This is a genomic window from Serratia sp. Z4 (assembly GCF_009900725.1).
In the GTDB taxonomy this organism is placed as follows: Bacteria; Pseudomonadota; Gammaproteobacteria; order Enterobacterales; family Enterobacteriaceae; genus Serratia; species Serratia nematodiphila.
In genome coordinates, this window is sequence record NZ_JAAABD010000002.1 from 458,235 (window position 1) to 482,848 (window position 24,614).

At 57.0% G+C, this 24,614-nt stretch carries 34 protein-coding genes and 1 riboswitch; of the genes, 14 read left to right on the forward strand and 20 right to left on the reverse strand.

The window, feature by feature from the left end; translation table 11 throughout:
- Positions 1 to 473 precede the first annotated feature (473 nt).
- The 5 genes from manX to mntP all read left to right on the forward strand — a co-directional run bounded on the left by manX (position 474) and on the right by mntP (position 4,644).
- Positions 474 to 1,433, forward strand: coding sequence for a PTS mannose transporter subunit IIAB (manX, locus tag GT753_RS10030; RefSeq protein ID WP_031299690.1), 960 nt, complete (start codon positions 474 to 476; stop codon positions 1,431 to 1,433).
- A 56-nt stretch (positions 1,434 to 1,489) separates the two neighbouring features.
- Positions 1,490 to 2,290, forward strand: a complete 801-nt coding sequence (locus tag GT753_RS10035; RefSeq protein ID WP_015378156.1) for a PTS mannose/fructose/sorbose transporter subunit IIC — start codon at positions 1,490 to 1,492, stop codon at positions 2,288 to 2,290.
- 15 nt (positions 2,291 to 2,305) lie between these two features.
- Entirely contained in the window at positions 2,306 to 3,148 is an 843-nt protein-coding gene (locus GT753_RS10040) for a PTS mannose transporter subunit IID (RefSeq protein WP_015378157.1), read from the forward strand.
- A gap of 54 nt (positions 3,149 to 3,202) precedes the next feature.
- The gene (locus GT753_RS10045) at positions 3,203 to 3,661 is read left to right on the forward strand and encodes a DUF986 family protein (protein WP_004927610.1); all 459 of its coding nucleotides are present in this window, start codon (positions 3,203 to 3,205) and stop codon (positions 3,659 to 3,661) included.
- 218 nt (positions 3,662 to 3,879) lie between these two features.
- Positions 3,880 to 4,067: riboswitch (yybP-ykoY riboswitch) on the forward strand.
- Between the two features lie 7 nt (positions 4,068 to 4,074).
- Positions 4,075 to 4,644, forward strand: coding sequence for a manganese efflux pump MntP (mntP, locus tag GT753_RS10050; protein WP_004927615.1), 570 nt, complete (start codon positions 4,075 to 4,077; stop codon positions 4,642 to 4,644).
- A 63-nt stretch (positions 4,645 to 4,707) separates the two neighbouring features.
- Here mntP and rlmA read toward each other — a convergent pair whose 3' ends face one another.
- A complete protein-coding gene (gene rlmA, locus GT753_RS10055; RefSeq protein WP_160125564.1) occupies positions 4,708 to 5,526 on the reverse strand; it encodes a 23S rRNA (guanine(745)-N(1))-methyltransferase in 819 nt (272 codons plus the stop codon).
- A gap of 161 nt (positions 5,527 to 5,687) precedes the next feature.
- Between rlmA and pgeF the strand changes: the two genes are divergently transcribed.
- Positions 5,688 to 6,404 carry a peptidoglycan editing factor PgeF gene (gene pgeF / locus GT753_RS10060; protein WP_004927619.1) on the forward strand — a complete coding sequence of 239 codons (717 nt, stop codon included), beginning with the start codon at positions 5,688 to 5,690 and terminating at the stop codon, positions 6,402 to 6,404.
- A gap of 52 nt (positions 6,405 to 6,456) precedes the next feature.
- Here pgeF and cspE read toward each other — a convergent pair whose 3' ends face one another.
- Entirely contained in the window at positions 6,457 to 6,666 is a 210-nt protein-coding gene (gene cspE / locus GT753_RS10065) for a transcription antiterminator/RNA stability regulator CspE (protein WP_002221949.1), read from the reverse strand.
- A gap of 41 nt (positions 6,667 to 6,707) precedes the next feature.
- Positions 6,708 to 6,824 (reverse strand): DUF2627 domain-containing protein, encoded by a 117-nt coding sequence (locus GT753_RS10070; RefSeq protein WP_002211058.1) that lies wholly within the window; start codon positions 6,822 to 6,824, stop codon positions 6,708 to 6,710.
- Between the two features lie 306 nt (positions 6,825 to 7,130).
- Here GT753_RS10070 and GT753_RS10075 point away from each other — a divergent pair, with 306 nt between their 5' ends.
- Positions 7,131 to 7,421 (forward strand): hypothetical protein, encoded by a 291-nt coding sequence (locus GT753_RS10075; RefSeq protein WP_130054767.1) that lies wholly within the window; start codon positions 7,131 to 7,133, stop codon positions 7,419 to 7,421.
- A gap of 84 nt (positions 7,422 to 7,505) precedes the next feature.
- Here the strand turns inward: GT753_RS10075 and GT753_RS10080 are convergent, their stop codons facing one another.
- Positions 7,506 to 8,540, reverse strand: a complete 1,035-nt coding sequence (locus GT753_RS10080) for an MBL fold metallo-hydrolase (RefSeq protein WP_160125565.1) — start codon at positions 8,538 to 8,540, stop codon at positions 7,506 to 7,508.
- 219 nt (positions 8,541 to 8,759) lie between these two features.
- Here GT753_RS10080 and GT753_RS10085 point away from each other — a divergent pair, with 219 nt between their 5' ends.
- Entirely contained in the window at positions 8,760 to 9,050 is a 291-nt protein-coding gene (locus tag GT753_RS10085) for a hypothetical protein (protein ID WP_004927675.1), read from the forward strand.
- A 46-nt stretch (positions 9,051 to 9,096) separates the two neighbouring features.
- Here GT753_RS10085 and GT753_RS10090 read toward each other — a convergent pair whose 3' ends face one another.
- The 3 genes from GT753_RS10090 to GT753_RS10100 all read right to left on the reverse strand — a co-directional run bounded on the left by GT753_RS10090 (position 9,097) and on the right by GT753_RS10100 (position 11,247).
- Positions 9,097 to 10,458: an amino acid permease gene (locus GT753_RS10090; RefSeq protein WP_004927677.1), complete on the reverse strand. Its 1,362-nt coding sequence runs from the start codon at positions 10,456 to 10,458 to the stop codon at positions 9,097 to 9,099.
- Positions 10,459 to 10,633: 175 nt separating this feature from the next.
- Positions 10,634 to 10,870 carry a DUF4060 family protein gene (locus GT753_RS10095; RefSeq protein ID WP_004927680.1) on the reverse strand — a complete coding sequence of 79 codons (237 nt, stop codon included), beginning with the start codon at positions 10,868 to 10,870 and terminating at the stop codon, positions 10,634 to 10,636.
- A gap of 74 nt (positions 10,871 to 10,944) precedes the next feature.
- Positions 10,945 to 11,247 carry a phage protein NinX family protein gene (locus tag GT753_RS10100; protein ID WP_004927682.1) on the reverse strand — a complete coding sequence of 101 codons (303 nt, stop codon included), beginning with the start codon at positions 11,245 to 11,247 and terminating at the stop codon, positions 10,945 to 10,947.
- A 170-nt stretch (positions 11,248 to 11,417) separates the two neighbouring features.
- Here GT753_RS10100 and fos point away from each other — a divergent pair, with 170 nt between their 5' ends.
- Positions 11,418 to 11,825, forward strand: a complete 408-nt coding sequence (gene fos / locus GT753_RS10105; RefSeq protein WP_060444663.1) for a fosfomycin resistance glutathione transferase — start codon at positions 11,418 to 11,420, stop codon at positions 11,823 to 11,825.
- A gap of 39 nt (positions 11,826 to 11,864) precedes the next feature.
- Here fos and GT753_RS10110 read toward each other — a convergent pair whose 3' ends face one another.
- Positions 11,865 to 12,140 carry a YebO family protein gene (locus tag GT753_RS10110; protein ID WP_033640075.1) on the reverse strand — a complete coding sequence of 92 codons (276 nt, stop codon included), beginning with the start codon at positions 12,138 to 12,140 and terminating at the stop codon, positions 11,865 to 11,867.
- Positions 12,141 to 12,221: 81 nt separating this feature from the next.
- Positions 12,222 to 12,380, reverse strand: coding sequence for a PhoP/PhoQ regulator MgrB (locus GT753_RS10115; RefSeq protein WP_004927688.1), 159 nt, complete (start codon positions 12,378 to 12,380; stop codon positions 12,222 to 12,224).
- 161 nt (positions 12,381 to 12,541) lie between these two features.
- Between GT753_RS10115 and GT753_RS10120 the strand changes: the two genes are divergently transcribed.
- Positions 12,542 to 12,775 carry a YobH family protein gene (locus tag GT753_RS10120; RefSeq protein ID WP_004927690.1) on the forward strand — a complete coding sequence of 78 codons (234 nt, stop codon included), beginning with the start codon at positions 12,542 to 12,544 and terminating at the stop codon, positions 12,773 to 12,775.
- 40 nt (positions 12,776 to 12,815) lie between these two features.
- Here the strand turns inward: GT753_RS10120 and GT753_RS10125 are convergent, their stop codons facing one another.
- Positions 12,816 to 13,055, reverse strand: a complete 240-nt coding sequence (locus GT753_RS10125; protein WP_004927692.1) for a DUF2766 family protein — start codon at positions 13,053 to 13,055, stop codon at positions 12,816 to 12,818.
- A 184-nt stretch (positions 13,056 to 13,239) separates the two neighbouring features.
- Here GT753_RS10125 and GT753_RS10130 point away from each other — a divergent pair, with 184 nt between their 5' ends.
- Positions 13,240 to 13,452: a YccJ family protein gene (locus GT753_RS10130; RefSeq protein ID WP_004927694.1), complete on the forward strand. Its 213-nt coding sequence runs from the start codon at positions 13,240 to 13,242 to the stop codon at positions 13,450 to 13,452.
- 446 nt (positions 13,453 to 13,898) lie between these two features.
- Positions 13,899 to 14,285 carry a helix-turn-helix domain-containing protein gene (locus tag GT753_RS10135; RefSeq protein WP_004927697.1) on the forward strand — a complete coding sequence of 129 codons (387 nt, stop codon included), beginning with the start codon at positions 13,899 to 13,901 and terminating at the stop codon, positions 14,283 to 14,285.
- Between the two features lie 21 nt (positions 14,286 to 14,306).
- Here the strand turns inward: GT753_RS10135 and GT753_RS10140 are convergent, their stop codons facing one another.
- The 5 genes from GT753_RS10140 to lysM all read right to left on the reverse strand — a co-directional run bounded on the left by GT753_RS10140 (position 14,307) and on the right by lysM (position 17,191).
- A complete protein-coding gene (locus GT753_RS10140) occupies positions 14,307 to 14,660 on the reverse strand; it encodes a DUF1304 domain-containing protein (RefSeq protein WP_044031053.1) in 354 nt (117 codons plus the stop codon).
- A gap of 427 nt (positions 14,661 to 15,087) precedes the next feature.
- Positions 15,088 to 16,029, reverse strand: coding sequence for a pirin family protein (locus tag GT753_RS10145; protein WP_075684711.1), 942 nt, complete (start codon positions 16,027 to 16,029; stop codon positions 15,088 to 15,090).
- Between the two features lie 105 nt (positions 16,030 to 16,134).
- Positions 16,135 to 16,299, reverse strand: coding sequence for a hypothetical protein (locus GT753_RS25700; RefSeq protein WP_004934557.1), 165 nt, complete (start codon positions 16,297 to 16,299; stop codon positions 16,135 to 16,137).
- A 23-nt stretch (positions 16,300 to 16,322) separates the two neighbouring features.
- On the reverse strand, positions 16,323 to 16,478 hold the full coding sequence (locus GT753_RS25705; protein ID WP_004934560.1) for a hypothetical protein: 156 nt from the start codon (positions 16,476 to 16,478) through the stop codon (positions 16,323 to 16,325).
- Between the two features lie 266 nt (positions 16,479 to 16,744).
- Positions 16,745 to 17,191 (reverse strand): peptidoglycan-binding protein LysM, encoded by a 447-nt coding sequence (gene lysM, locus GT753_RS10150; protein WP_015378169.1) that lies wholly within the window; start codon positions 17,189 to 17,191, stop codon positions 16,745 to 16,747.
- A 228-nt stretch (positions 17,192 to 17,419) separates the two neighbouring features.
- Between lysM and GT753_RS10155 the strand changes: the two genes are divergently transcribed.
- Positions 17,420 to 17,611 (forward strand): YebW family protein, encoded by a 192-nt coding sequence (locus GT753_RS10155; RefSeq protein ID WP_004934567.1) that lies wholly within the window; start codon positions 17,420 to 17,422, stop codon positions 17,609 to 17,611.
- A 123-nt stretch (positions 17,612 to 17,734) separates the two neighbouring features.
- Positions 17,735 to 17,959: a biofilm development regulator YmgB/AriR family protein gene (locus GT753_RS10160; RefSeq protein WP_004934572.1), complete on the forward strand. Its 225-nt coding sequence runs from the start codon at positions 17,735 to 17,737 to the stop codon at positions 17,957 to 17,959.
- 81 nt (positions 17,960 to 18,040) lie between these two features.
- Here GT753_RS10160 and ompC read toward each other — a convergent pair whose 3' ends face one another.
- The 5 genes from ompC to astA all read right to left on the reverse strand — a co-directional run bounded on the left by ompC (position 18,041) and on the right by astA (position 24,585).
- Positions 18,041 to 19,123 (reverse strand): porin OmpC, encoded by a 1,083-nt coding sequence (gene ompC / locus GT753_RS10165; protein WP_160125566.1) that lies wholly within the window; start codon positions 19,121 to 19,123, stop codon positions 18,041 to 18,043.
- A 568-nt stretch (positions 19,124 to 19,691) separates the two neighbouring features.
- Complete coding sequence (astE, locus tag GT753_RS10170; protein WP_160125567.1) at positions 19,692 to 20,675, reverse strand: succinylglutamate desuccinylase; 984 nt, start codon at positions 20,673 to 20,675, stop codon at positions 19,692 to 19,694.
- Between the two features lie 10 nt (positions 20,676 to 20,685).
- Positions 20,686 to 22,026: an N-succinylarginine dihydrolase gene (gene astB / locus GT753_RS10175; RefSeq protein ID WP_160125568.1), complete on the reverse strand. Its 1,341-nt coding sequence runs from the start codon at positions 22,024 to 22,026 to the stop codon at positions 20,686 to 20,688.
- A gap of 52 nt (positions 22,027 to 22,078) precedes the next feature.
- Positions 22,079 to 23,551, reverse strand: coding sequence for a succinylglutamate-semialdehyde dehydrogenase (gene astD, locus GT753_RS10180; protein ID WP_160125687.1), 1,473 nt, complete (start codon positions 23,549 to 23,551; stop codon positions 22,079 to 22,081).
- Complete coding sequence (astA, locus tag GT753_RS10185) at positions 23,551 to 24,585, reverse strand: arginine N-succinyltransferase (protein ID WP_004934585.1); 1,035 nt, start codon at positions 24,583 to 24,585, stop codon at positions 23,551 to 23,553. Before astA ends, astD begins: the two co-directional genes overlap by 1 nt.
- Positions 24,586 to 24,614 lie beyond the last annotated feature (29 nt).

The following is a 24,614-nucleotide window of genomic DNA, read 5'->3' on the forward strand; positions in this document are numbered from 1 at the left end:
TGACGGGATGGGATTACCGGGAGATGGCCGAAGGGCCGAACAGCATATGCAACGCCAGCAGGTGGCGGGTGAAACCTGGAAAAACAGTTACTTCGGTGACAGTCCATAGGGAGGGCTGAGGCCCTTCACTCCTTAGTGATGAAAGAGGAAATTACTGTATCAGGATTTTTCTGGGGGACAAAGCGGCTTTTTCAACGGCGGTTTAGGGTGACGCCACGCCATATCGTCTGCGACAGCTAAGATTTCTCCGAGCATTCAATAGCGGAGCAGCGTCACAAAAAATATTTTTTCACTCACTAAAATAAATCTCGCGTTCGTGAAGTATCACGCACAGGCATTTGATACTGCGTGAGAAATGTTAGGCGTGCGTTTCTTTTTTTCTACCATAATGTATCTGAACCGCGGAAGTGACTGCCAAGACGGCGCGGAGAAACGACACAAACCGCGTCTGGAGTTCAACGAGGAGGTAGCGAGTGGCAATAGCTATTATCATCGGCACACACGGGGCTGCAGCGGAACAACTGCTGAAAACGGCGGAGATGCTATTGGGCGAGCAGGACAACGTCGCCTTTATAGACTTCGTTCCCGGTGAGAATGCCGAAACGTTAATCGTCAAATACAACGAAAAAATCAGTGGATTGGATACCAGCGGCGGCGTGCTGTTCCTGGTGGATACCTGGGGCGGCAGCCCGTTCAACGCCGCCAGCCGCATTGCGGTCGACAAAGAAAACTATGAGGTCGTCACCGGGGTCAACATCCCGATGCTGGTGGAAACCTTCATGGCGCGGGACGACAACCCCGCTTTCGATGAACTGGTGGCGCTGGCGTTGGAAACCGGCCGCGAAGGCGTGAAAGCGCTGAAAAAACCGCAGGAAGAACCCGCAAAACCCGTGGCGCCCGTCGCCAAAGCCGCTGCCCCTCAGGCGCCGCTGGGGCCGAACGACCACATGAAAATCGGCCTGGCGCGCATCGATGACCGCTTGATTCACGGCCAGGTCGCCACCCGCTGGACCAAAGAGACCAACGTCAGCCGCATTATCGTCGTCAGCGATGAAGTCGCCGCCGATCATGTGCGAAAAACTCTGCTGACCCAGGTTGCCCCGCCGGGCGTCACCGCCCACGTGGTGGACGTGGCGAAGGCCATCCGCGTGTGGAACAACCCGAAATACGCCAATGACCGCGTGATGCTGCTGTTTACCAATCCGACCGACGTCTGGCGTCTGGTGGAAGGCGGCGTGGATATTCAATCCGTCAATATCGGCGGCATGGCGTTCCGCCAGGGGAAAACCCAGGTGAACAACGCCGTTTCCGTCGATGAAAAAGATATCGAAGCGTTTAAGAAACTGAACGATCGCGGTATCGAGCTGGAGGTGCGTAAGGTCTCGTCCGACAGCCGGCTAAAAATGATGGACCTGATTAACAAACTCAATTAGTGGCGCCAGCCGCTGATTATTTTACTCAGAGCTTTTTTGGTCATAGGAGAAGTGCAATGGAGATCACCACTCTTCAGATTGTGCTGATATTTATCGTTGCCTGTATCGCCGGGATGGGTTCCGTCCTCGACGAGTTCCAGTTCCACCGTCCGCTGGTCGCCTGTACCCTGATCGGCTTCATTCTCGGCGATATGAAAACCGGCATCATCATCGGCGGTACGCTGGAAATGATCGCCCTCGGCTGGATGAACATCGGCGCGGCGGTCGCGCCGGATGCCGCCCTGGCGTCCATCATCTCGACCATCCTGGTCATCGCCGGCGGGCAAAGCGTCGGCGCCGGTATCGCCCTGGCCATTCCGCTGGCGGCGGCCGGCCAGGTGTTAACCATCATCGTGCGAACCCTCACCGTGGCCTTCCAGCACGCGGCGGACAGCGCGGCGGAGCGCGGCAGCCTGCGCGCCATCAGCTGGATCCATGTCGGCGCCCTGCTGCTGCAGGCAATGCGTATCGCCATCCCGGCGGTCATCGTCGCCATCTCGGTAGGCACCGCCGGGGTGCACGCCCTGCTCAACTCGATCCCGGAAGTGGTCACCAGCGGCCTGAACATCGCCGGCGGCATGATCGTGGTGGTCGGTTACGCGATGGTGATTAACATGATGCGCGCCGGCTACCTGATGCCGTTCTTCTATCTCGGTTTCGTTACCGCCGCCTTCACCAACTTCAACCTGGTGGCGCTCGGCGTCATCGGCGTGGTGATGGCCGTGCTGTATATCCAGCTCAGCCCGAAATACAACAAGTCTCAGGTTGTCCAGGCCGGCCCGGCTAACGCGAACGATCTCGATAACGAACTCGACTAGGAATAGGTGAGAGAAATGGTTGATACAACTGCTCAAAAGAAACTCACGCCGGCCGATATTCGCGGCGTATTCCTGCGTTCGAACCTGTTCCAGGGTTCATGGAACTTCGAACGCATGCAGGCGCTGGGTTTTTGCTTCTCGATGGTGCCGGTGATCCGTCGCCTGTATCCGGAAAACAATGACGATCGCAAACAGGCGATCAAGCGCCACCTTGAGTTCTTCAACACCCACCCTTATGTGGCGGCACCGGTACTCGGCGTGACCATGGCGATGGAAGAGCAACGCGCCAACGGCGCACCGATCGACGACGCCGCAATCAACGGCATCAAGGTTGGTTTGATGGGGCCGCTGGCGGGCGTCGGTGACCCGATCTTCTGGGGCACCGTGCGGCCGGTATTCGCCGCGCTTGGGGCGGGCATCGCCATGAGCGGCAGCCTGCTCGGACCGATCCTGTTCTTCGTGCTGTTCAACCTGGTGCGCCTGCTGACCCGCTATTACGGCGTGGCCTACGGTTACCGTAAAGGGGTGGACATCGTCAACGACATGGGCGGCGGCTTCCTGCAGAAACTGACGGAAGGGGCGTCCATTCTCGGCCTGTTTGTCATGGGCGCGTTGGTCAACAAGTGGACGCACGTGAATATCCCGCTGGTGGTGTCCAAGATCACCGACCAGACCGGACATACCAACGTCACCACGGTGCAGACCATCCTCGACCAGCTGATGCCGGGCCTGGTGCCGCTGCTGTTGACCTTCGCCTGTATGTGGCTGCTGCGTAAAAAAGTCAATGCGCTGTGGATCATCATCGGCTTCTTCGTCATCGGTATCTTTGGCTATTGGATTGGCCTGCTGGGCCTGTAATCGTTCGAAACGGCCGGGGGGCAACCCCCGGCTTTTTTATGTGTGGAGCAAGAGATGTCACTGACCGACGCCGTACTGATGCTGTTTATCGCCCTGCTGTTGCTGTATTCGCTGTACGACGAATTCGGCATGGATCTGCTGAAAGGCAAAACGCGGCTCAAAGTGCCGCTCAAACGCCGCAACCGCCTCGACAGCCTGATTTTCGTCGGCCTGATCGCCATTCTGATTTACCGTAACGTCACCGCCAACGGCGCGCTATTAACCACTTATCTGCTTATTTCTTTGGCGCTGCTCGCCATCTATATTGCTTATATCCGCTCGCCCAAAATGGTGTTTAAAGCGCACGGTTTTTTCTTCGCCAATGTTTTTGTCGAATATAACCGCATTAAAGCCATGAATTTATCGGAGGACGGCATTCTGGCCATCGACCTGGAGCAGCGCCGGCTGTTGGTTCAGGTGACGCACCTGGATGACCTGGAGAAGATATACAACTTTTTCGTTGATAATCAATAAATAAAGGAAAATTAATTTTATCCTCGCTCAAACCTTGCGCTGTCTGTGGATAATTAATCGGCAGCGCCATTTCATTTCTGACTATTATTTCTGCAACATTGTTACCCGCGTCTACATTATATTCCCACATGAACTCAGATTAATGAAAACGAGTCTCAATTAATAACAAAAATCGCGCCAGAATAAAGTTGTCGGTACCGGAAATAATATGGTATGGTTGCGCCGTCATTGGGGAGTAGCCGGTTTCTGGAGAATAAAACGCCAGAAACGCCCGTATCAACATACTCGTTTCGCCGTATGAAACGTGGTGCGGGCAGCCAAGTAAGGTTGGCGAGACCATAGACACGTAACTCCGTCGTTTGGTTGGGGGTGGGTTACGTGTATATGGAGCCACCCGGCCGAGGCTATTTCACATGAACCTTTCAGCAACGCTTATTCTCGCTTTCGGCATGTCCATGGATGCGTTCGCCGCTTCTATCGGCAAAGGCGCCAGTCTGCATCAGCCCCGTTTCCGCGAAGCGATCCGCACCGGCCTAATCTTCGGCGTGGTCGAAGCAATCACCCCGCTCATCGGTTGGGCCATCGGCCTGTTCGCCAGCCAATACATCATGGAATGGGATCACTGGGTCGCCTTCTCGCTGCTGTTCATTCTCGGCATGCGCATGATTGTCGAAGGGGTGCGCAACAGGCCCGACGAAGAAGAGAAGGTCAAACGCCACGGCTTCTGGATATTGGTGGCCACCGCTATCGCGACCAGCCTGGACGCCATGGCGATCGGCGTCGGTCTGGCCTTCCTGCAGGTGAACATCGTGCACACCGCAATGGCCATCGGCTGCGCCACCATGATCATGGCAACGTTGGGCATGATGATCGGCCGCTTTATCGGCCCGCTGCTGGGCAAACGCGCCGAAATCCTCGGCGGCGTGGTGTTGATCGGCATCGGCGTCAACATCCTGCTGGAGCACCTCGGCTACCTGGCCTGAGGCGACCGAACTGCAAAAAAAACCTGCCGCGGCAGGTTTTTTTGTTTCTGAGTTCAAGGCCCCTTAAGCGCGACGTCGGTACAACGCCAACACGAAATCCGTCTCGCACACAAACTCGCCGCCCTCGGCCAACCGCTGTTGCACCTCCGGCGTAGCGCGCCAGGCGAACGGCGTCATCTGCAGCAGATTGGCGGCCTGCGCGCCCGGTAGGGTCATCGTATAGGCCAGCGCCTCTTTGCGCTCGCAGTCGAATCCGTCGAACTGTTCATCCTGTTCGGCATGCAGCTGCACCTGCTGGTACACCTGCTCTTTCAGCTGGTACAGATGACGCGGGCCCGGCGACACCGTCAGCACCACGCCGCCCGGCTTCACTACCCGCGCCAGCTCCTCCGCCTTGCAAGGCGCATAAATGCGCAAGACCGCGTCCAGCGCCCCGTCGGCGAACGGCAAACGGTGACTGGAGGCGACGCAGAACGAGACCGCCGGATAACGTTTGGCGCCATAACGGATCGCCACCTTGGCGACGTCCAGCCCATAGACCGCCATATTGCGCTTCTGTGCCAGCCGTGCGGCCACGGCGGCGGTGTAATACCCTTCCCCACAGCCTATGTCCAATAACGCGCCTGCATCGGCCGCCAGCACCGAATCCAGCCACTCGGCTACCTGCGCTTGCAACGGCTGATAATATCCACCGTCGAGAAACGCGCGCCGTGCCTGCATCATTTCCGCGCTGTCTCCCGGCTGCTTCGATCGTTTGTGCTGCACCGGCAGCAGATTCACGTAACCTTCTTTGGCTTGATCGAACTGATGATTGCCGTCACAACGCCAGTGTTGTGATGAAAAATGCAGCGGTTGATGACACAGGGGGCAGTGATAAGACATGAATGGGCTTCCAGAAAGACAGGGCGCGGCTAGTCTAAAGAAGGCGTCGGCTTGATGCAAGGCGCATCCCCGCTCGCTTTCGCCGCCAACAACATCTGGTCAAGCGGGGAAAAAGCTGGCTACACTGAGAGTCTGTTTTCTCATGCAGGTGAACATAACTTATGAGCGATCGTTCCGCGCTGCTCGATGCGGTGCCCCACATTCAGCACGGCTTCGGCAGCAAACTCGCGCTGCTGCCCGGGCATCTGCTGCCCTACAGCGCCACGCTGCCGGAAAAAAAACAGGTGCACGGCACCCGCATCGTCGATGTGCTGCAGCCGGCGCAGGCATGCGGCGAGGCCGATGGTTTCTATACTCGCCAGCCCGGCATTCTGCTCAGCGTACTGACGGCGGACTGTTTGCCGGTGCTGTTCAGCCGCCGTGACGGCGGCGCCATCGCTGCGGTGCACGCCGGCTGGCGCGGGCTGCTGGACGGCATTCTGGAACAGATGGCAGCACGCATTCGCCAGGACGGCGACACCGCCGATTGGGTCGTCTCCATCGGCCCTGCCGCCGGCCCGTGCTGCTACGAAGTCGATGAAGCGCTGGTGGAGAGTTTTAAACAGCGCCTGCCGCTGCCCGCCACGTTGATCAGCCCGCATTACCGGCATCTCGATTTGGCCGCAATTGCCGAATACAAGCTGGCGGCGCTCGGCTTCGCCGCCGTTGACCGCGCCGGCAGTTGCACCATCTGCACGCCGGACGTCGACCCACAGCGGCCGCAGCGCTTCAAATACACCAGCTATCGCCGCAACAGCCACCGGCGCGCGCAGGATCCGACGCATCCGGGGATCAAAGGCCGCAACCAGTACGCCGGCATCATCATCGCCGCCGGATGACGGAAACGAAAAAGCCCGCGCGAAGGCGGGCTTTTTGTACAGCTGACGCTGATTAGATAGCAGTAACGTTTACTGCAGATGGGCCTTTCTGGCCATCTTGGATTTCGAACTCAACGTTCTGGCCTTCAGCCAGGGTTTTGAAGCCGTTACCCTGGATTGCAGAGAAGTGTACGAACACGTCTTTGCTGCCGTCAGCCGGGGTGATGAAACCGAAACCTTTAGACTCGTTGAACCACTTAACTTGACCTTTGATCTTTGCCATCTTGAGTATTTCCTTTGGATTGTTTAAACCGCCCGAGGGCGTTACATAGACAAACTAGAGTCGTTACTGCTTGAGGCACTAAGATAAGGATCGGCAGAGAAGCGGTATTCAACGCTAACGTCTTTACTCAGAACTTCTTTACTGAAAATGCCACACATATACAGAACTGTACCTCGTTTTACCCAGATGCGTTATCACATACTCTGTATGCGATGGCAAGCCATTTTTAATCACTGAACGACATGTCGCACATATTTGAAACGGTCGAGCGCAACATTTGCTTAAATAGGCCAAAAGATGTTGAAGCATCGGCTATTTTCTGCTTGCCAAAATCACTGCGCCAGACCCCGCATTCTGCTGGAGTTTTAACAAAACTTTCATCGTATTGACGCCTTTGCGTCTCATCATTTCCGCTTTTTTGCCGCTTATAGCGTTAAAAAATTTGAATCTTTATGGAATTTGATATGCAACATCTGAATATCGATGAACGGGGGCCAATTTATTCATCGCTCCTCCGACCATTTACCGCCGGAAAGCCCATTCCTCATCGGCTTTCCGCCCTGCCGCCAAACGGCGCGGGCGAGAACGGCGCACGGGTCGGCGGCAACGTCTCCACCCTGCACAACGGATGCATAAGCATGCAAAGCGCCGGCACATCTTCCGCTGCCTGTGGTTTCATCATAAATAATCCGAATGTCATTAACCTCAATAGCCGGAATAATCTTATCAATAACGAAAGTTCAACGTTGAATTAAATCCTGAAAATACGGGGGTTATTTGAATCACCACCCGCACTTATCAATTCTGCTAATTACAGCTGCGCTTTCAAACCATTGACTTTATTCATCCCGCTGCGCCGCCGGGTGATTAGGTAACGCAAGCGATGAGCCCTGCAACGCGATGCGCTCGCCAATCTTCAGCGGGAGGAATTGATGCTGCTCCACCCCCGCCTCGCTCAGGGCCAGGTTCAGCTGCTGCGGCGGTTCGTCCAGCGATTCATCCGCCAGTTCGAATACTCCCCAATGGATAGGAATGGCTCGCGGCTGATTCAGTTCGCGATACAGCGCCACCGACTGCTGCGGATCCATATGCTGCTCCTGCATAAACCAGCGCGGCGCATAGGCGCCGATCGGCAACGCAGCCACGTCGAACGGCCCCAGCCGTTGACCGATCTCCGCCAGCCGTTCCGAATAACCGCTGTCGCCGGAAAAATAAAACCGTAGCGCCGGATGGTGGATCACCCACCCGCACCACAGCGAGCGATTGCGATCCCACAGCGTGCGCATGCTCCAGTGCCGCGCCGGCGTGGCGTAGACCGTCAGCTCGCCCAGTGACAGGCTCTGCCACCAGTCCAGTTCATGCACCTTCAGCCGGTAGCGGCGAAACCAGCGCTTCAACCCCAACGGCACGATGAACTCGGCCTGTGGGAAACGCCGCGCCAATTGCCGCACCGTGCGCCTGTCGAGGTGGTCATAATGGTTATGGGAGATCAGCACCACATCCACCGCCGGCAGTTGCCCCACCGTCAACGGCGGCGGCGTTCTGCGCTTTGGGCCGTAAAAGCTCAGCGGCGATGCACGTTCGGACAATACCGGATCGATCAGGATATAGCGGCCACTCAATCGCAATAGCATCGAGGCATGCCCCAACCACCAGACGCTGTCGTCGCTGCCACTGAGATCGGCAGGTTGCCACCAGCGCTGGGTAAATTGCGCATAACCCTGCTGCGGCGGCCTGGGCAGCCCCTGTCGCTTGCGTTCATCTTGCCAACGCCGAAGATCGCCCTCCTGACGCCGCGAAGGTTCCAGGTTGCGAAATCCCTCCGGCGTATGATGCGCCTTGGCCGCGTCGTAATAACGGTTGATTCTTTTCATCCTGCCTTTTCTCCCGACCACAGCGCCCTGCACGGGCATGACTTTCAGTGTAACAAACCCGATGAAGCTCGCACTTTGTCAGCCGTGCGCTGTATCTCGGGACCTTTTGCCGTATGCTGTTGTCTCACTCCAGTGGAAAGCCAGGGCCGCCAAGAGCCCGTTAAGACTCTCTTAAGATCTTTGTGATTGACTTGTAGGGCATACAGAAAAGGAGAAGTTATGAGTCGTTCTACATCCCGCAAATCAGGCATCGGCCTGGGGCGTCGTATTCGCAGCGCGCTGCTGGCGCAGAAGCAATACTGGAAAATGTATTTCGCCATGAAGCTGCGCCGGCTGCGCGTGCCTGCACCGTTGGTACTGCTGGGCGGTTCGCTGCTTGGGTTCTTCATGCTGACTCTGCTGATGCTCAGCGTAGTCGCCATCGACGTTATCAGCACCCTGCTGCTGCTGTGCCGGAAACTGTTGGGGCGGGGTCACGGTGAGAGCCGCGCCTTTATGCCGCGCGGCTAACGAGAAAAGAAGCGGAGGCGGGCAATACGCCTCCGCAGCACGCAGATTAACGCTTGGCGCCTTTGCGGCGCGTCAGCATGAACCCGCACCACAGCACCGCAACCCATACCGGCATCAGCAACACCGAAATGCGGATCCCTTCGCTGAAATACATGATCACCAGAATCAGGCCGAGGAACGCCAGACACAGGTAGTTGCCGAAAGGATACCACAGCGCCTTAAAGCTGGGGATGACGCCCTGGCGGTTCTTGGCGGCACGGAACTTCAGGTGCGCCAGGCAGATCATCACCCAGTTGATCACCAATGTTGACACCACCAGCGCCATCAGCAGTTCAAACGCCTTGCCGGGCATCAGGTAGTTGATCAGCACGCCGATCGAAGTAATCAACGCCGACAGCGCGATGGACAGCACCGGCACGCCGCGTTTATTCACGCGCGTCAGCACCTGCGGCGCATTGCCCTGGCTGGCCAGCCCGAACAGCATGCGGCTGTTGGCATAAACGCCGCTGTTGTAAACCGACAGCGCGGCGGTCAAGACCACTACGTTGAGCACCGTTGCCACCAGATTGCTGTTCAGCGCATGGAAGATCAGCACGAACGGGCTGCCGCCCTCCACCACTTGCCCCCACGGATAGAGCGAAAGCAGCACGGTCAGCGAGCCGATATAGAAGATCAGGATGCGGTACACCACCTGATTGGTGGCTTTGGGAATGCTGCGGCGCGGATCGGCGGCTTCCGCCGCGGTGATGCCGACCATCTCCAGCCCGCCGAACGAGAACATGATCACCGCCATCGCCATTACCAGCCCGGAGAAGCCGTGCGGCATAAAGCCGCCCTGCTGCCAGAGGTTGGTGATGCTGGCCTGCGGCCCGCCGTTACCGCTGGCCAACAGCCAGGCGCCGAAGACGATCATGCCGACAATCGCCACTACCTTGATGATGGCGAACCAGAACTCGGTTTCGCCGTACAGGCGCACGTTCACCAGGTTAATCAGGTTGATCAGCACGAAAAACAGCGCGGCGGAGGCCCAGGTGGGGATCTCCGGCCACCAGTACTGAATGTAGATGCCGACGGCGGTCAATTCCGCCATGCCGACCAGAATGAACATTGCCCAGTAGTTCCAGCCGGAAAGGAAGCCGGCGAAATCGCCCCAGTATTTATAGGCAAAGTGACTGAAAGAGCCGGCGACCGGCTCCTCCACCACCATTTCACCCAGCTGGCGCATGATTAAAAACGCGATAAAACCGCCGATGGCGTAGCCCAGCAGCACGGCGGGGCCGGCCATTTTAATGGTTTGCGCAATGCCGAGAAATAAACCGGTACCGATGGCGCCCCCGAGGGCAATAAGCTGTATGTGTCTGTTTTTTAAACCGCGTTTTAGCGGAGTATCCTGATGCTGACCGCCCATCTTATCCTCATATGGCGTATACCCTTGCCGCTATCGGCCAAGATTTCACCAATCAATAAATGTATCTGCGGGCGGCTTTTTAACACTTAACCCCGTGAGCATCAAGGAGAAGCGCCCCGAGACGGCAGGCCGGAGCGCGATTTTTTTACCGCGAGAAAGCGGATAACGGCAGCGTTTAGCCAGGCATACCGCACAGTTTGGTCAGATTGCGCGCGCCGATCATCAGCGTGGCGACATAAGATTGGCTACGCGTGACCACTTCCACCGCCACGCGATCGTTTTGATATTTTATCAGGTAGGTCGAGGGCCAGCCCTGACGGCGCTGGCCGAAGCTTTCGGCATGACGATCGATCGCCGCATGGGCAATCACCAGATGAGACAAGTTTTTATCACCTTTGATAATGCGCTTCATAAACAGCCTCCGCCAACGACAGCTCTGTTATTAGAAAAAGGAGAAACTCTTACCAATCACCGGTATTGTTCGACTCAGTTAGCCTGTCGGCTCATCAGGAAGCAGATCATCGCCGCGCGCAGCGGACTGGCGCTGTCCGCCTGCCATTCACCGCCCTGAGTGCTCATGCGCGCCTGCCACTGCGGGCTGTCGCTTTGGTTATCGGGGTTCAGACTGATTTTGTTGGCGCAAATGATCGGCCAGGCATCGGAGGGATTCTTGCAGTAATCTTTACCTTTCACACCACCGTAGGGATACCACTTGTCCGGGTTCTCTCCGGTCAGCAGCGCAATGCTGCGGTTCACTTCGGCATCGCTTTCTTCGTACCATTTAATCATCGGCTTCATCCATCTTTCGTAAGGTTCGCGCTACATTACGATGCCTGTACGACAGTTTTATGACAGCGCCGCCGGTTTTCACATTATCTCTACTAATGCTTTGTGCCCTTTATCTTTCCTTAGCGCCTGCGTAAACTTTTCTCCCTGTTCAGCGCCCGGAGAACGCATGCATGTTGACCGGCCTTAACCATCTGACGCTCGCCGTCAGCAATCTCGATCGCAGCTTCGATTTTTATCGGCATCTGTTGGGATTTATCCCGCACGCCCGCTGGCAAGGCGGCGCCTATCTGTCGTTAGGGCCGTTGTGGCTATGCCTGTCGCTGGATGAAACGCGCATGCAACAACGCGAGCGCGATTACACCCATTACGCCTTCAGCGTCGCGCCGGAACACATTGAGCAGGTCAGCGAGCGGTTGCGCCAGGCCGGCGTCGAAGAGTGGAAAAACAATCGCAGCGAAGGCGAATCACTCTATTTTCTCGATCCCGATGGGCATCAATTGGAGATCCATGCCGGCGATTTGGCCAGCCGCCTGGCGGCATGCCGGGAAAAGCCGTATCAGGGCATGGTGTTTTACTGAGGCGCCCCGGCGACGCTGCCGTCGGCCGGGGCATCATGCTCAACGTTCGGGGATGAAACCTTTGAAATCCAGCGCGGGGTTGAGATCGTCGTCAGCAGCAGCGGCGCCGTCTGCGCCGGCGCGGTGCGCCATACGCTTCAACAGCGCCGTTTGCTGGCGTTGTTGCTCGGCAATCTCCTGCAGCAGGCGAATCTGCTCATTGGCGCGCACGCTGGCGCGGTTCACCAGGAACCAGACCCACAGCCCGGCCAGCAACGCCACGGCGGCGAGGGCCAGCGACAATAGGCCGTTCTGGCCAAAACCTAAATCGTACATGGACAACCCTATCTACTGCGAAATTCAGGCCGCCATCTTAACACTCGCGGCGGCCGTGCGAACATCCCTGCCAAAAATTGCTTACCAGGGCACGAAGCGGGTCACCGAACAGATGCCCAACGCAAAATTTCCACCATCGTCGCAATAGCTGTCCAGCGCCAGCAGGTAGAAAAACAGGCAGGCAGCGACGGCCGTCATTATCACGAGGATTTTTTTTCGCAACAAATTTAGCAGCCTCATTGTTATCTTGGTAATCTATCGCGCATGTTATCACAGCGAAGTTAAACGAAGTTTAACTTTCCGTTTAGATTTCTGGCTATCGCCCGGTTTTCAGACTGTTACCCTTGCCCTCGCATAGGCGCCGTGGCTAGATGAACCCTCAGGGATAACGAGGAAATACGATGAGCAAATTGATTAAGTGGGTATTGGTGTTGGCGGTCATTTACGGCGGCTTTTTGATCTCGGGCTACGGCGTGCTGATCGGCAGCAACAAAAACGTTGGCGGGTTGGGGTTGCAGTGCAAATACCTGACGGCGCGCAACGTGGCGATCGCCCAGTACGTGAATGGCGACAACGGTTTCATCGGCGTAGCCGACTGCCCGCTGTTCAAGAAAATCGAAACGGTGGTGGATTAACCGCCACCGCCCGACGCCGCCGCTTTGCGGCGGCCCCGCCTCAGTTGCGGGTAAACTTCATCTCGATCAGCGCAATCGCCTTGTCAATCGCTCGGCGGGTCACCGGATCGGCGCCGGCAGGATGCGTGGAGAAATCGATGCTTTTGAGCTGACCCGCCATCTTGTCGCGCACTTCGGTCGGCGCAATCACGTCGATAACGTCCAGAATCTGTTTGATGACCAGTTGGCAAGCGACCAGATCGGAAGCCAGTTCCTGCTCGTTGCTCAGCATGTCAGACATAATAAATTTCCTTCTTGATTCAAACGCCGCACAGAATAGCATGGCGTCCGCGCCATTGCCCGCACTCCCCGTCTTTTTCCCCATTCTGCGCACCGGCGGGCAAAAGCCTGCGGCGGATTGGCCTATACTTGCTGCATGGCGGTGGTAAAAACCACCCGCAAGCCACAACCAACAGGAGAAAGTTATGGCGAATCACAATGTGAAATCCTGGGCGACAGTGCGTGAAACTTCGGTGGAAATCGCCGAAGCCATTTTTGAGCTGGCAGGGAACGATGAAGTGTTGGCGCAGAAAATCTGGGAAGAAGGCAGTGATGAGGCACTGGAAAAGGCCTTTGCCAAAACCACCGCCGACCAGCTTTATTGGGGAGAGGAAACCGTCGAGCGGAAAAACGTTTGAGCGGTTACGCAACAAAAAGCCCGGGTTTCTGACCCAGGCTTTCCCGATTAGCGCTCGCCCCGCTTAGCGGCGTGCATATCTTCTTGCTCTCACGGTTCTTCACCTCCCACACCTTCCGCATTCTTCATGCTCATCACCGGCGTCGCCATAAAAGCGCCGACGCCCACGATTACAACCAGAGTAATAATCACTGTCATTAACATGCGATCACCCCATCAACGTTGAGTTGTTACGGCTGACTCTGTTTTGGCGGTTCTTGCTGCGGCTTTCTTTGCGTCCCCCACCGCGGCGGCGACAGTCTCAGATTAGCCGTTTTTCCTTTCGGCTGACAAGCGGCGGTCAAACGGTTTTTCCGAATAATTGCCCCCCGTCACCGGCGGCATTTTTGTCGACGGCGGCAAGTTGTGTATACTTCACCGCTATGTAGGTCTCACACTGACGCACTGATGATACAAGAACACCACCTCTCGTTGGTCTGCGCCCTCAGCAAATGGGTCGAAACTCACCTCGGACGAGTGATCCATCTCGAAGAGCTGGCCGAGTACTCCGGCTACTCGCTGTGGCACATGCAGAAGCTGTTCAAAGAAGCGACAGGGATTTCGCTCGGTAAATACATTCGCGAACGCCGTCTGGCCGGCGCGGTCTATCAACTGCGCAGCAGTGAAGCGTCGATCTTCGACATCGCCCTGGACTTTGGCTTCGGTTCACAGTCCCACTTCACCTACATGTTCAGAAAGCGTTTTAATATCACACCCTATGATTTCCGCCAGGATTTGAGCGTTGATCTGCACATCGATCCGCCGTTGCACGTCATTCACCAAAAATCCGCCTGAAGCCCGCCGCAAGTCGGCGGGTTAACGCGCCCCCCAGACCGCCAGCATCGCGATCGCGGCCGGCAGCGCCTGCACCCACAGAATTTTGCGGCTGGCGCTCAACCCGCCGAACACCCCGGCCGCCAGCACACACCCGAGAAAGAACAGCTGCAGTGCCATATCCCCACGCCAGTAGCTCCATACCAACCCCAACGCCAGAAAGCCGTTGTACAACCCCTGATTGGCGGCCAACACCCGCGTGGCTGCGGCGAACTCCGCCGTTGTGCCAAATGCGCGCCTGCCGAGGGGCGTACGCCACAGGAACATTTCCAGCACCAGGATATAAAGATGGAGCGCTGCGATGAGCAGCAGCAAAATATCGGCAAAGAACTTCATGATGGTTCCAGTCGTTTATTGAAGATGCCATCAATTATAAACGCCTTCGCTCACCTCCCCATCGGCGGAGATAAAAAAACCCGCCGAAGCGGGTTTATGCAGGAGTCATTTTTTGAGGTTAGTTTAATACGGCGACCAACAATGCCGCGACAGAGACCCAAAACAGCGCCGTGGCAACCACGACATGGGACAATCTTGCACGATAAAGTACCTGGCTCATAATGACCTCACTGACATCTGACTAACGGGAGACAACCTGACTTCCTGAGGATTATCCTAAACTTCTTCTCACTGTCGTTATATGCGCCAGATCACTTTTCCGCCGAGAAACCTTATATTGTCGTAAAGCTGGAGCCGCGATCACATTAATTACGCCTTATTAGAGCGAAATAAGCCGAATAATCGCGGCGATTATATCCTAACGCTATCAAACATCGTTCCAGGGCAGGCGCGGTGCGGTCATGCGCTCACCAGAATAACCGCTAACCGGCGGGAAACGCGGCGCGCCTTGTTCCCAATCATGCTGAGCCCGAGTAATTTCAGCCTTGGTATGGCCAACGAAATTCCACCAGATAAGGATCTCTTCGTTTAATGGCGCCCCACCGATGAGTAATCCCCGGCTCCCCTTCCGTGCATTTAACCCAATAGAGTTATTCTTTATGCCCAAATAGGCGAATTCATCAGGTGAAAAGGTTTCACCATTAAGTTCAAATGCACCAATAAGGGGCAAAAAGCCGATTTCATAATCATCGCGCAACGGCAATTCGATTCTTGCCGCTTCTTCCCATTCCAGATCAATGGCGATTAATGGCGAAAGAGTGAACACCGGTGAACAATAAGCGCCAAATTCCCCAACCAACAAACGATGATTCACGCCATTACTCTGCCATTGCGGCAAATCAGGATAATGATCGAAGCGTGGTGCCATGTCGGCATGTTCGGCCGGCAGCGCGATCCATAATTGCGCAGCATGCAATCGCCGTTGCTCACCCACCGACTGTTCCGTATGCGCAATGCCGTGCCCTGCGGTCATCAGGTTAACCTGACCCGGACGAATCACCTGCTCACTGCCGAGGCTGTCTCGGTGCAGCACCTCACCTTCTATCATCCAGGTGAACGTTTGCAGCCCGGTGTGCGGATGCGGCCCCACATCCATGCCGGGCGAAGTGCCGTTGAATACCGTCGGCCCGGCGTGATCGAGAAAACACCAGGCGCCGACGGTGCGCCGCTCCCGGGTTGGCAACGCACGGTTGATCGGAATGCCCCCCACTTCGGCGTTACGCACGGCAATACGTTGTATCTGGCGCACACCGTCAACGACGGGGCACTCGCGTGAAGGTGAAGAGAGCGTAGGACGTGGCTGACTCATCGCAAAGACCTCCTGAATGGCGCCGATTCGCCAAGGGTAACCGCCCAAGCTTAACACAGGACAGCTCCTCCGCAGAGCGGCGACGTGCAGGCACGTTCGCGCGGTTCAGGGGGCTTTGATATAGCAGCTCTTGATGTCTATATCGTCATGCGCGTGCCTGAGATCGGAGAAATAGGTCACGCCAAAGAGAATTGATACCACCAGCAGCACGGACACCAACAGGCCGATGATCGCCAGCAGTTTGGTTTCATCATGGAGATTAGGCTCCATTTTATCTCCCCTAGTTAATCGCGTCAGGTCACCCACAGCGTGACCGCCAGCGTAAAGATAATCAGTGAGCAGGACGCCACCGCCAATACGACGATCGCAAATTGCGCATCACCCAAGGTTTCTCGATAGTTTTTATCCGTTGAGGCGTTACGCTCTTGTTTCACTAAATCGGTTTTCACTCGTTCAACTGCTGCATTGCTGTTTGACGGGGCAAAACATCCCCTCAGAATAAGGCGCCAACGTCGCTGACTTGGTCGCTCCGGCCTCAACCGGGGGATGACGCTATCAATTTTCCCCATCAGGGTCAACACCGCGCCTGCCGGCGAGCGAGCAAGTACACAGGGGAGATGTAACTGGCATGGAGAGCGCAAGGAAATAAGAGACGCCGATTGCAGAGGGCAAAAAAAAAGCCCGGTACGTGACCGGGCCAGGGTAGACCGACGCGTTATTGCGGGATACGCAACACCTGCCCCGGATAAATCTTGTCCGGGCTCGACAGCATCGGCTTGTTGGCTTCGAAAATCTTGTTGTACAGATTGGCGTTGCCGTACATCTCTTTAGAGATCGCGCTCAGCGTATCGCCCTTCTTCACGGTATAGAAGCGGCTCTCGGCGTCGGATTGCGCTACCGCCACCTTGTCTTCCACACCGCTGATACCTGCCACGTTGCCGATAGCCACCAGGATCTTCTCTTTTAACTCCTGGCTGACGGCGTCGCCGGTCACTACGGCTTTACCATCGACCACCTGCACATTCACTTTGTCGGTGCCCGGCAGGCCGCTCTTATCGAGATGCTCCTTGAGTTTGGCGCTTTGATCTTCGGCGGAGGCATTGCCGGTGACTGTATCCCACAGTTTTTCGCCCGCTTCTTTGACGAAGTTAAACAAGCCCATATTCACTCCTTTTGATGGTTGCAGTAATGCGTTTAAGTAAGGCTTGTTAAGCTTAGCATCGACAAAAGGATATGCCATCCGCTCACGGCGTCAGAAACGGGTAGAGTATTCCGAAAGTGTCGTCAGCGGCGTTTCCATGGCGATTAATCGTGCAATGATGCTGAAAAATCGCGCTTTTCTACCTACACTGTTGCAGACAAGGCAACTCGACGAAGGAGGCGTGCGACGATGTACGCATTGGTGATGTTTGTCTGTTATCTGGATGGCGGCTGCAGTGAAATGGTGGTCGATATATTGCGCGACGAGCCGCAATGCCTGGTCGCGATGAAGGAACAGAACTTGCGACACGCCGGCTGTTATCCCATGGAAGAGTTTATCGACGGCTTCTGGTTGCCAGCCAGCGAATATTCGGATTTTTAACCTGCTCCCCGCGCAATGCTGAGGAATTTCTGATTTCATCGGAAACTTCGTCTTCCTCTGAGGCATAAGGCCGCTGTTTTGCTAAATTGCGGCTCCCGAAGAAGAGAGAGACAGAGAAAGGTCATGCCAGCATCGGCTCATTCCAACGAGCAATATGAAACTCTGCTGCGCGACGTCAGCCTGGCGTTAGGCGACGCAGTGTTGCAGTTAATCCAAAAACATAAAAAGGTATCCGGCGGCAATATTCTTTCACAGCTGGTGGACGAAATAGAGCGTGAGCAGGATCAGCAACGTTTCGTCGCACTGCGTTCCGCCATTGAACTGGTCGGGCTGGCGCCCAAAGGCTGAGATCCCGATAAAACAAAGGCAGGGCTTGCGCCCTGCCTGATTACCAATCCCGACACAGGATGAAGGTAATGAAATTGCAGATTAGAAACGATACGTCAGGCTGACGGCAACGATATCATCGTTGGCCAGTTTCAGTTTGTTATCGTCGCTCAGCTGGTTGATTTGATAATCGACGTAGGTGTACATATTTTTGTTGAAGTAGTAAGTCGCCCCCACTTCCACGTATTTCACCAGGTCGGCATCACCGATCCCTTCGATATCCTTGCCTTTGGACTGCACGTAGGCCACGGAAGGACGCAGGCCGTTCTCGAATTGATACTGAGCCACCACTTCGAAGTTTTGCGTTTTATTGGCGAAGCCGGAAGTGCCGTTGACGCTGATCGGCGTCATGTTACGGGTTTCGGCATACATCGCAGCCAAGTAAACCTGGTTGGCGTCGTATTTCACCGCGGTGGTCCAGGCGGTAGCGCTGTCACCCTTGCCATACTGCAGCGCTTTCTGAGCGCTGGTGCGGTTGGAATCGGAGAACGCCGCCGCTACGCCGATGCCGGAACCGCCGATATCCTGGTAGTCCAGAGACAGGCCGTAACCGTCGCCGTTTTGCTTGGTCACGCTGCGGCCGTCACCGTCGTTTTTACCCTGATACTGCACCGCCAGGTTCAGGCCTTCCACCAAACCGAAGAAATCACGGTTGCGGTAGGTCGCCAGGCCGTTGGAGCGCGCGGTCATAAAGTTGTCGGTATAGCTGTAGGAGTCGCCGCCGAATTCCGGCAGCATGTCGGTATAAGCCTCGGCGTCATACACCACGCCGTAGTTACGACCGTAGTCGAACGAGCCATAGTTGGCGAACTTCAGGCCGGCGAAGCCCAGACGGGTTTTGGTGCCGGTGGTGCCCTGCGCTTCATCGTGGTTGGCCTGAACGTTGTATTCCCACTGGCCGTAACCGGTCAACTGGTCATTGATTTGCGTTTCGCCTTTGAAGCCCAGACGAACATAGGTCATATCACCGTCGTTGGACTTACTGTCGCTGAAATAATGCTTGGCGTTAACGCGGCCGTACAGGTCGAGTTTATTGCCATCCTTATTGTAGATTTCAGCCGCGTTGGCAAAGGAGGTGATCGCCCCGAGGGCGACAGCTAAGGCTAATACACTGCGTTTCATCATTTATTTTCCTAGATATTATAATTAGAACCCTGCCCGTCACGCCCAATTTATAATTTGGGCTGTGATTTTATCTTTTGGTATTTTATGAGCTCCCCTAATGCCGGGGTGATGTGACATTAGCATCATGAATCAAAACTTAAAATCAAAAAGTTCATGAAACAACGAGGAGAAAGCATGTTTATGTGTAACTAAATATTACAAAAAAGAAATCACTCAACTCATTGAATATAAGAATTTTTTATCACATAAGTTATAACCAAAACGGTGCAATGCACTATTATAGTGCAATTCGGTTTCGTTTTGCGTGCTTTCTGCGCGATTCAAAAGTAACAACAAGATTAGCATGGTTATTAAAAACGTTACTTATTTCACATTTTTATCTTAACAAACTCACCAGGCAATTAAGGCTTTCAGATAACGACCTGACACTGCCTTCTATTCATTCGCATAAAGACGCGGATTAGTAACGAATAAAATTCGCCTTACGGGAATAAAAATAGTGGGAAATAGCAGATTAAAATAATGAAAGGAATAACGGCGGCGCGCTGACGGCGCCACCGTGGATAAATCAATACAGCGTAGAGCGGGAAACTTCGCTCAACAACATGCCGGCACGCAGGCCCAACGCCACGCTGGGGTTAGGGAACAGTATCCACGCCCCCTCCTGGCCCACGCGATAGTCCTCCTGCGGTTGCTCGCACAGCAACATACCCGGTTGCAGTTCGGTGAAGTTGGCCGTGTCATCGTCCAGATGCAGTTTGAAATCTTCGCTGTGCTTGATCAACGAGTGCATCACACGAAAAACCCGAATCTCGGCGCCCGCACGCGCCGGCAGCGCCCCTTCGCTGACCGCCGCCCGCAGAGCGCGATCGATGGCGGCAAACTGCTGCAGATCGTTGCTGCCGAACGGCCGCGCCTTGCCCAGCTCGAGCGTACAGCTCGCCGCATTGAGATGTTCGCTGGAGTAATGGCTAAAAGTCCCGCCCGGCGCACTGTGTACCACCAACGCATCCAGATCGGCGGCATCCAGCAGCTTCAACATCGGCTCACTGTACGGGCGTTTCTGAAAGGGCAGAATGCCGAAACGTGGCAAACGCGATTCACGGATGGCGGTGTGCAAATCGTAATGGAAACGCGCCGCCTGCTCCCCATCGAAAAAGGCGGCGAGCGCACGCTCCAACTGCTGCGCGCGCACGGTTTCGCCGCTGGCGGCGAAGTTGCGGTAGCGGCCGCCGAACATGCGGTTCATGTCGCTGTGCAGATAACGCTTGCCGGCTCGCATCGCCGCCGGGTTGCCCAGCACTACCAACAGTCGCACCGTCAGCGGCAACCGGCCGGCAAGGAGATCGCCGACCAGCTGATTGAGCAATTCAATCGGCGCGGTTTCATTGCCGTGCACGCCCGCCGACATCACCATCGCCTGGCGGTAAGGCTGTCGTGGCGTAAGCTCCAGTACCCCTTCCCCCTGCCAGCGCCACCGCAGCTGCGGTGTTTCACCTTGCCATTCGACGGGTTCGGTCCCTTCCAGCGTCAGGGGCAGTAGATCGATCATGCTGCCTCCCTTAGCGTTGGAACGGATAAATGGCGCCGAGACCGAGGATCGACGTCAGCGCATCCAGCGCCTCGCGCCCTTCGCGCAGCAGCAGCGGATCGGCCAGGTCATCCTGCGTCAGGCGGTCGCGGTAATGACGATCGACCCACTCGTTCAACGTTGCGAACAGCCGATCGTTCATCATCACGCGCGGATTGACCGCTCTCAACTCTTGTTCGTTGAGCGCCACCCGCAACCGTAGGCAGGCAGGGCCGCCGCCGTTGCGCATGCTTTCACGCAGGTCGAACACGCGGATTTCATCGATAGGGCCGCCGCTGCCGACCATGTCGTTGAGGTAACGCCACACGCCGGCGTGCTGACGCGACTCCTCCGGCACGACGATCATCATCTGGCCGTTCGGTTTGGTAAGAATTTGGCTGTTGAACAGATAGGTCGCCACCGCGTCCGCTACCGAGACGCGCTCTGTCGGCACTTCGATCGCTACCAGCTCGCTGTCCAGCGTCGCCATCTTGCGGCGCACTTCATCCAGCGCCTGTTGCTGGCGGTAAAACGCCTGCTGATGATGGAACAGCACGTTCTGGTTGCTGACCGCAATCACGTCGTTATGGAACACGCCCTGATCGATCACCGCCGGGTTTTGCTGCACGAAGACCGTATGCTGTTCATCCAACTGGTGCAGACGAGCGATCGCCTCGCCGGCTTCGCGCGTCTGGCGCGCCGGATAACGCGCCGGCGCCGTTTCGCCGCCGAACTCCTGACGCCCATAGACGAACACCTGCACGCTGCGCCTGGCGTAGTCGCCGCCCAAACGGTTATGGTTGGCCGCCCCTTCGTCGCCGAACAACGCCACCTGCGGCAGCGCCTCGTGGTGGGCGAAATGCCGATCGTCGCTGAACATCGCCCGCAATACGGCGGTGGTGGTTTCCGCTTCGATGGCGCGGTGGAATTTGTTGTTCAGGTTGGCGGCGGTGAAGTGCACCTTGCCGTCGGCGCTGTCCGCCGAAGGCGAGACGGTGGCCGCATTGGCGGTCCACATGCACGACGCCGAGCTGAGCGCCGACAGCAAGCGCGGCGACTGACGCATCGCCTGCGCCAGCACCGCCTCATCGCTGCCGCTGAAACCCAGGCGACGCAGCATCGGCAAATGCGGCCGCTCCTGCGGCGGCAAGACCCCTTGCTGGAAACCGAGATCGGCCAGCGCCTTCATTTTCAGCAAACCTTGTTTCGCCGCCAGCTTCGGGTTCGATACGCTGTTTTGATGCTGCGTCGACGCCTCGTTGCCGAACGACAGCCCGGCATAGTGGTGCGTCGGCCCCACCAAACCGTCGAAATTGACTTCATATCCTGACATGTTTATCCCCTGGGGATAGCGTGCGGCAGCGCCATCGCGCCGCCGCAGACGATTAACGGAACGACAAGCCCGGCGAGAGCGTGGCCGGCAGCGACAGGCTTTCGCTTTCCAGCGAAGCCATCGGCCAGGCGCAATAGTCCGCCGCATAGAAGGCGCTTGGGCGATGGTTGCCGGAGGCCCCCACGCCACCGAACGGCGCCGCGCTGGACGCCCCGGTCAGCGGCTTGTTCCAGTTGACGATGCCGGCGCGCGCTTCCAGCAACAGCCGCTCGAACAGCTCGCGCTGCGGCGAGACCAATCCCACCGACAGGCCGTAGCGCGTCTGGTTGGCGAGCCGCAGAGCCTCGTCGAAATCGCGGTAACGCACGATGGTGGTCAACGGCCCGAAGTACTCTTCGTCCGGCACGCCGGCCACGCCGGTCAGCTCGATGATGCCCGGGCTGAGCAGCGAACTGCCCGGCTCCAGCAGACGCATGGCCAGCAGCGATTTGCCGCCCAACGCCAGCAAGCGCTGCTGCGCTTTCAGCATGTTTTCCGCCGCGGCAGCCGACACCACCCCGCCCATGAACGGCTGCGGTTCGGCATCCCAACGGCCGACGCGCAGTTCGCCCGCCACCTGAACCAAACGCGCGATAAAGGCATCGCCTTCCGCCCCTTGCTTCACCAGAATGCGACGCGAACAGGTGCAACGTTGACCGGCGGAGATAAATGCCGACTGGATAGCCAGGTTGACCGCCGCGTCGCGATCCTCGAAACCGTCGACGATCAGCGCATTGTTGCCACCCATCTCCAGCGCCAGGATCTTCTCCGGCTGCCCCGCCAATTGGCGATGCAGGTGATAGCCGGTGCCGGCGCTGCCGGTAAACAGCAGACCGTCGATATCCGCACTGGCCGCCAAGGCTTCGCCGGTTTCGCGGCCGCCTTGCACCAGATTGATCACCCCGTCCGGCAGACCGGCCTGCAGCCAAAGTTTCAGGGTCTCCTCGGCGGTCAACGGCGTCAGCTCGCTCGGCTTGAATACCACGCAGTTACCGGCCAACAGCGCCGGCACGATATGGCCGTTCGGCAGATGGCCGGGGAAGTTGTAAGGCCCGAATACCGCCAGCACGCCGTGCGGACGATGGCGCAGCACCGAAGCGCCGTCGGCCATCGCCGTCTGGCTAAAACCGGTGCGCGCCTGATAGGCCTGCAGCGAAATGCCCACCTTGCCGATCATCGCCTGAATTTCGGTCAGCGTTTCCCAACGCGGCTTGCCGGTCTCGCGGCTGATGGTTTCCGCCAGCGACTGCTTGTGTTCCTCCAGCAAGGCGGCGAAGCGTTTCACCAGCTGTTCGCGCTGCTCGAACGGCGTGCGCGCCCAGGCGGGGAACGCGGCGCGCGCGGCTTCGCAGGCAGCGGCGACGTCATCGGCGTCGGCGGCGTTAGCGCCCCACAGCGGCTGGTTGCCGACCGGATCGGCCTTGCCGAACTCGGCGCCGCGGCCCTGCCGCCAGACGCCGTTAATCAACAGTGCAGGATGGGACATCATGCTTTCTCCTGTGCAATAAGGGGGAGCACCCGCACCGGGCTGCCCTGTTCGACGCCCAGCGCCGCGGCGGTGGCGGCGTTGATATGCAGGCGGTCGTCATACAGATCGGCATTGACCAACAGTGCGCGGTAATTCTGATAGTTGTCGTTGGCCACCAGATGCACCGGCGCATCGGCGCGCATCGGCGTGTCATCCAGCACCACTTTCACCAGGCGGCTCTGCTTCACCGCGCGGATATGGTCGATCTCCGCTTCCAGCGTCGGGCCGCCGTCGAAGATATCGACGTAGCCCTGATAACTCAGGCCTTCCGCCTCCAGTAGGCGGCGCGCCGGCAGGGTTTGCGGGTGCACTTCGCCAATCACTTTCTGCGCATCTTCGGCCAGGAAATCGACATACAACGGGTGTTTCGGCATCAGCTCGGCGATAAACGCCTTTTGCCCGGTGCCACTCAGGTAGTCCGCCTTGGCGAACTCGATGGAGAAGAAACGGTGACCGACGCTCTCCCAGAACGGCGAACGGCCGTTTTCATCGGAGAAACCGCGCATCTCGGCGATCAGACGCCGGGAGAAGCGTTCACGGAACGCGGCGATAAACAGGAAACGCACCTTCGACAGCAGCTTGCCGTTCTCGCCGTGGCGATAATCCGGATCGAGGAACAACGTACACAGCTCCGAATGGCCGGTATGGTCGTTGCTGAGGAACAGCGTCGGCACCGATTTATAGACGTTCAGCTGTTTGGAGGCGTGCACCTGCGTGCCAACGCGGAAGCTGTACCAGGGTTCCGCCAGGCCGACGGCCACTTCAATTGCGCAGACCCCCACCGCCTGCCGGCGCTCGCTGTCTTCCAACACGAACAAATAACACTGGTCACTTTGCGGAAGTTCGCCTTGCCAGGTTTTTAACGCCCGCTCAATGCGCGCCGACAAGGTATCTTCATTCTGCGGCAGTGAAGTGAGACCGATGCCGGATTTACCGGCAAGCGTCAGTAAATCCGCCAGATCGCGACGCTCTATAGGGCGAATAATCATCATAATGCGAACCTCTTCTGAATCAGGCTGCG